The organism is Clostridium sp. HBUAS56017, from assembly GCF_007115085.1.
GTDB classification, from domain to species: domain Bacteria; phylum Bacillota; class Clostridia; order Clostridiales; family Clostridiaceae; genus Clostridium; species Clostridium cibarium.
The window spans coordinates 1-257 of record NZ_SULK01000087.1; the positions used below are offsets into that span (position 1 = coordinate 1).

General features: G+C 49.8%; 3 tRNA genes. All 3 read right to left on the minus strand.

Annotation, left to right across the window (positions count from 1 at the left end):
- Position 1: 1 nt before the first annotated feature.
- Positions 2-85 (minus strand) — tRNA-Leu (locus tag FAY47_RS20015).
- A gap of 15 nt (positions 86-100) precedes the next feature.
- Positions 101-176 (minus strand) — tRNA-Lys (locus tag FAY47_RS20020).
- 4 nt (positions 177-180) lie between these two features.
- Positions 181-255, minus strand: a tRNA-Gln gene (locus tag FAY47_RS20025).
- Between the last annotated feature and the right edge of the window lie 2 nt (positions 256-257).

Sequence of the window (257 nt, forward strand, 5' to 3'; positions counted from 1 at the left end):
ATGGTGCAGATGAAGGGAGTCGAACCCCCACGCCTAAGGCGCTAGATCCTAAGTCTAGTGCGTCTGCCAATTCCGCCACATCTGCATTTAATTATTTTTTTGGTGGCTTACCGGGGAATCGAACCCCGGACACCTTGATTAAAAGTCAAGTGCTCTACCGACTGAGCTAGTAAACCATCTTGGCAGGGATAGCAGGATTTGAACCTACGCATACCACAGTCAAAGTGTGGTGCCTTACCGCTTGGCGATATCCCTAC